General features: G+C 37.6%; 2 protein-coding genes and 2 pseudogenes. 2 read left to right on the top strand and 2 right to left on the bottom strand.

Annotation, left to right across the window (positions count from 1 at the left end; genetic code table 11):
• Both ACFIMW_RS08620 and ACFIMW_RS09590 read right to left on the bottom strand, forming a co-directional pair.
• Window positions 1-2858: beta strand repeat-containing protein (locus ACFIMW_RS08620; RefSeq protein WP_375614189.1), on the bottom strand; the 2858-nt coding region annotated here is incomplete at its 3' end.
• A 12-nt stretch (window positions 2859-2870) separates the two neighbouring features.
• A pseudogene (locus ACFIMW_RS09590) lies at window positions 2871-3443 on the bottom strand (autotransporter outer membrane beta-barrel domain-containing protein); the annotation flags it as partial.
• A 776-nt stretch (window positions 3444-4219) separates the two neighbouring features.
• Between ACFIMW_RS09590 and ACFIMW_RS08615 the strand changes: the two are divergent.
• Window positions 4220-5347, top strand: coding sequence for a metallophosphoesterase (locus tag ACFIMW_RS08615; protein WP_375608797.1), 1128 nt, complete (start codon window positions 4220-4222; stop codon window positions 5345-5347).
• A 425-nt stretch (window positions 5348-5772) separates the two neighbouring features.
• Window positions 5773-6212 (top strand): annotated as a pseudogene (locus ACFIMW_RS08610) (hypothetical protein); the annotation flags it as partial.

Below are 6212 nucleotides of genomic sequence, written 5' to 3'. Positions count from 1 at the left end.
GCGCTATTGCTCGTTTTAATTGTGCTACCTTCAATGACAAAAAGACCAACATCAACATTTTGAATGGTTGTTTTGCCCATTAACCTAACTTCACTACCAGAGTCCGATGTCCATATACCAGTGCGTTCGTTGTTGGGGCCTTCAAGTGCTTCACCACCGATTATTGTTAAATCTTTGCTGGTGATTTTACCACCGTCAACTGCTCCAAGGCCGTCCAAAGTATTGTTAATTATTGTATCACCATGCAATTGAATTGTGCTGTCATTGCCACTTACAAATGCACCGCTTCCTTTTCCCTCTGTTGTTAAAGCAACATCTGTGGCATCAATATGCCCACCGTTGATTGCGAATAACGCTGTTTTGTTCGCGGCTACGGATCCTCCCATCATTGTGATGGTGGATTTTGAACCTTCTGCATAGAGTCCAACATTATCAGATGATGTAATGTTTGCATTGTTTTTCAAGATAATCGTACTGCCACCTTCTGCACTTGCTCCTACGTCACGTCCACTAAATGCCCCTCCTGAGATTGTTATTGTCGAATCATGGTCTGCAACTATACTGGCAGCTGCTTGAGTCACTGTTACATCTTTTAAAGTGACGGTACTTTTATCTGCTTTTATTCCAAAGTTTAGTAATGCATCGTCTTTACTATTCGATATCTTTACACCTTCTAGTTTGTTTTCGCTGCTGTTACTGTTTAAGAAGCCAGCACCAACTAGAGAAGTCTTAATGGTTCCTCCAGTCATCTTGATTGCACCATTGTTTAGTATTTGAAGCCCGAGAGCACTATTACTAATCGTTGTATTTCCAAGTAATTCAATTACACTGCTTTCGCCAACAGAAAATACACCAGACGATATATCGTCGTCACTTGGAGCCACATCTGTTACAGTTAGAGCCACATCTGTAACAGTAATATGGCCGCCATCTTCAGCAACCAATGCATTCCCTTTCCCTGTGACGTTTCCTCCCGTCATTGTGATGGTGGATTTTGAACCTTCTGCATAGAGTCCAACGTTATCAGATGATGTAATGTTTGCGTTGTTTTTCAAGATAATCGTACTGCCACCTTCTGCACTTGCTCCTACATTACGTCCACTAAATGCTCCTCCTGAGACTGTTATTGTAGAGTGGTTATCTGCAACTATACCAGCTGCTGCTTGAGTCACTGTTACATCTTTTAAAGTGACGGTACTTTTATCTGCTTTTATTCCAAAGTTCAGTAACGCATCGTCTTTACTATTCGATATCTTCACACCTTCTAGCTTGTTTTCGCTGCTGTTACTGTTTAAGAAACCAGCACCAACTAAAGAAGTTTTAATGGTTCCTCCAGTCATCTTTATTGTGCCACCATTGTTTGCTGTAAGCCCGAGTGCACTATTACTAATCGTTGTATTTCCAAGTAATTCAATTACACTGCTTTCGCCAACAGAAAATACACCAGACGATATATCGTCGTCACTTGGAGCCACATCTGTTACAGTTAGAGCCACATCTGTAACAGTAATATGGCCGCCATCTTCAGCAACCAATGCATTCCCTTTCCCTGTGACGTTTCCTCCCGTCATTGTGATGGTGGATTTTGAACCTTCTGCATAGAGTCCAATGTTATCAGATGATGTAATGTTTGCGTTGTTTTTCAAGATAATCGTACTGCCACCTTCTGCACTTGCTCCTACGTCACTTCCACTAAATGATCCTCCTGAGACTGTTATTGTAGAGTGGTTATCTGCACCTATACCGGATACTGCTTGAGTCACTGTTACATCTTTTAAAGTGACGGTACTTTTATCTACTTTTATTCCAAAGTTCAGTAACGCATCGTCTTTACTATTCGATATCTTCACACCTTCTAGTTTGTTTTCACTGCTGTTACTGTTTAAGAAACCAGCACCAACTAGAGAAGTTTTAATGGTTCCTCCGGTCATCTTGATTGCACCATCGTTTTGTGCTTGAAGCCCGATTACACTATTACTAATCGTTGTATTTCCACGCAATTCAATCATGCTACCAAGGTCATCAGAAGCTACACCAAGTCCATCACCATTTGTTTTTAGGATGACATCTGTGACAATAATATGCCCACCGTATGTTGTCGTTATTGCTTCCTCTTTTGCTGTTACGCTCCCTCCCGTCATTTCGATGATGGATTTTGAACCTTCCGCATAGAGTCCAGCATCATTATATGATGTAATTTTTGCATCGCCAGTTAAAGTGATGTTGCCGCCGTTTTGAGTAAATATTGCTGCTTTTTCTGCATTAAATGATCCTCCTAAGACTTTTACTGTGGAATCATATGCATCTATGGCAGTTTGTGCTTGCGTCACTGTTACATTATTTAAAGTGACATTACTGTTAGTTGCTTTGATTCCATTGATTAGTGGCGCATCATCTTTCCCACTTGATATCACTACATCTTTCAGTTTGTTTTCTTTGCTCTTGCTGTCCAAGAAGAAAGCACCAACTTTGGAAGCTGTAATGCTTCCCCCAGTCATTTTGATTGCGCCACTCTCTTGTGTTTTGAGCCCGATTGTCGCATCATTAATCGTTGTACTAGATAATTCAACCACACTGTTTTTGCCTTGAGACAAGGCACCGAATCCACTTTCGATTTTATTATCATTAGTAGATGTATTAGGGTTATTACTCTTTGCTGTTAGAGTACTACCCGTGACAGTAATATGTCCACCTTCGTCTGCAGATAATGCTGCATCTTTTCCAATTACGCTTCCTCCTGTCATTATAATTTCGCTCTTTTCATCGATGGCATGAAGTCCGTTACCATTAGATGAGGTAACGTTAGTACCGCCATCTACAGTAATGGTGGTGCCGCTCATAGCATATACGCCATCCATTTTACCTTCGAATGATCCTCCGGATACGTTGATTCGAGAATTATTATTTGCGAGTATACCAACTTCTGCGTGCGTAACGTTTACATTTGTTAAAGTGATGTTACTTCCATTATCTGATTGCACTCCAATGAGTTGTGAAATTTCATTTTTATTATTTGATATCACTACATTTTGCAGTATATTTTTGTCGCTGCCGTCAATATAAACGCCAGTTTGAGAAGTTGTAATGTTCCCCCCAGTTAGGTTGATGTTAGCGCCGTCTTTTACAGAAATACCGAAACGAACATCAGAATCAGTGCTTTGAATATTTAAGCCATTTAATTTAAGCGCACTGTTAGCACCTTCAACTGTTACAACATACTTATCATTGTTTGTATCTGCATTTGTGCTTTCATTTCCAGTTACAGTTACAGTGCTACCGGTGATTTTTCCTTTGTCTTTTACATAAATAGTCTCGTACGTTTTTCCGGATATATCTTTTTCTTCGTTGGCAACGCCAAGAGTTTCAGCATGTGCAGTGAATTGGATGTTGAATAGGGTGATAGCAGCCGCAGCCGTGCATGATAAAAGGGATGTTTTATACACCAGTATTCTCCTTATGAGAGCCCCCAAATATTCATTTCCCTGCAAACTTCATAAGAAGAAGTGAAAATGGATAGTTGTTATTAATTTCTATAATTGTCTTTATTCGGTAAGACATTTTTGGTTTTTTGTCAAAATTAAAAAATAAATAATATTAAATTTTTGTGAATTTATATTTAGCACACAATGTGTTTGTAATTATTTATATTATATAATTAAATTTATTGTAAATATATATTATAGAAATTATAAATATTATTATAATACTTACATAATTTATATTATTTTTTATAAAGTAATGATATTATTTTATGTAATACTTATGCATTTTTATAGATTGTCAAAGTAAGTGATGACGGTAATACTCAAACACTGTTGCTAGCACTTTTGATTATTTATACCTTATTTATCATAATATTCTAATATATTTGATCTTGATATCCAAAGGAGTTGGATGCTCTAGTATAAGAATACATTTTTTCTCCTGTTGGGGATATTTTAATAGTATACGACTAAGTTTTTATAAGCTGTTGATGTATCGATGACATTTGAAAGAGCAAGAGCCCAAGCTTATAAATCTTAATCAATGAAGATGCTTCAAGTTGAAGGCTTGAAATCAACAGTGCTTTTATATCATCAAAGTGCACTTTCATTGAAGGATCATTGCTTTCATTATTTTGAATTTTTGACACATTCTTGACAAGAAAATTTAAAAAATTACTTCTGAGAAAATTTTTATAATACAATAAAATATGTAACGTTTTTATGGTGATAGGTTTATGAGATGTAAAGTTAAATTGGTAATCACCGTGATTGCTTTTACTCTCTCTGGTTGTTTTAACCTTGATTCTGAAAAGTTAAGAAGGGACAAGAGGCTTTATCATGATGCATTTATGTGGCCTATGAAAGAAAAGTCTCTTGAGAAAAATTATACTGCTATCATCATGGCTGATCCGCAACCGTGGCGTTTAAACTCTGGTGATGCCAATGGAGTATCAAACAGAGAGCCATGGTTAAAGATAAATGAGCAAGTTGCTGGTGTGATAAAAGCGCACAAGGCTGCGTTCCATATTGTCAATGGTGATCTGACGGAGTTTGGACAACAAAAAAACTATGATGATTATAAAAATGTTTATAAAACTCTTGGAGCGCCTGTCTATGAGGGGCTAGGGAATCACGATTATGCCAATAATGTTGGTAATTGTACAAATCCTCAAGAATTCAATTTTTACAAAGATGCTTGTGCTATAAGTGCAGTTTCAAGAATGGTATCGGAAATCAAAAAATACCGTAGTCAATTATTGCATTTCAATGCAGATGTTACTGAAAGTTTGGTTCCCATTTCGGGTGGAAATGTTCGCTTGGTAAGGGGGAGTTTGAGTTATTCTTGGGATTATGGAGATGTTCATTATGTGCAGCTTCACAATTATCCAAGCTATACTGTTGGTTTGAAGGGGAAGTCTACAGAAGTGCAAATCAATAAATCTTTAGATTGGCTTAAGAACGATTTAGCTGCTGCTGATGCAAGAGGTAAAGTGACAATCATTAATTTTCATGATGCGCGTGCTGCTTCCATTGATGGTGAATCCTTTTTTATTCGTAAAAAGAATGCTAAAGATTTGTCGGTCTTTAAGTCAATTGTTACCTCTCATAATGTTAAAGCAATCTTCGTAGGTCACACGCATTATCAGTCCTATTGCCGTGCGAAAAACGATAAGGTTTTTGGAAATATCCCTATCTATACAGCTGGTGCGCTTTTTAATGGAGATTATTACCTCATAGATGTGAAAGGCAAGACAATTCACGTTAAAGCCTATAATGGAGAAATAGGAAAACCGCTTTTAATTAAAGATCTTGGTGTTATAGGGAAAGACACCCAATTTTCGGCAAGTTGCAGTAAGTTATAATAGAATTTGTTTCTTTGTCTTAAAGCATGAGGGAAAAAACGTATTATATGTGCGGATTTGAAGAGCAATGAGAGTATCTGAGTGTTACTTAAAAATAGAATAAAAAATCAGACATATTTTTTTCAAAGCTGCTGAGATTTCAGGTTATACGCTATAAGTGCAATGGTTTAATGTGAACGGAGCTTTAATACAAAGCGGAATAATGGTTTGTTATTCTTTTTTCCTTTTAGGCTTTCATCCTTGAAGCAAAGGGGAGTTTGTCAAGGGTGTGTTCATAATTTGCTAGCACATGTTGTCCAGAATTATCAAGAAGGCTGTTTCTATTAGTTTGTTGCGGTATAATTATCAAGTTATGCCCTTTGTTAGAGTTTATAATATCTACTCATGGGCAACTCTTTTCTTTTTCATAAGAAGAGTTTTTTGTTTTGATCAATTTTTTATTTATAGCATTCAAACAATTGATGTTTTGTGATGCTGTACAATTTTTCTTCTTGCTATCCATGACTCTGCTGGTTGCTGCATTTCGCGGAGTTATGATCTCAGGAAGTGCATTTTCTGCCTCTTTTGGTTGGATTGGGACAGTGATCGAAGTGGTTGGGGCAGGTATTGCCTCTGTTGTGGGAGCTGTTTTTACTCCAATAGGGGCTGTCGTTGCTGCTGTTGTGGCGGTCGTCCTTGCTGCTGGTTTTGCTTTGTGGAAATACTGGGACCGTTTCTCTTCTTTTGTCAAAGGTTTTGCACAGGGGGTATCTCGGGCTTGGGGGCGTGCCTTTGAAGCCGTTATGCGTTTTTTTGGTGCCGATACTACCACCATAACCAAATGGAAAAACATCATTGCTGCTGCTTTCGACTTCTCTTCCCATTG

This window comes from Bartonella sp. AC329YNZD, assembly GCF_042196685.1.
In the GTDB taxonomy this organism is placed as follows: Bacteria; Pseudomonadota; Alphaproteobacteria; order Rhizobiales; family Rhizobiaceae; genus Bartonella.
Note: the sequence above shows the minus strand (reverse complement) of the source record. Positions and strands in the feature narration are given on the sequence as shown.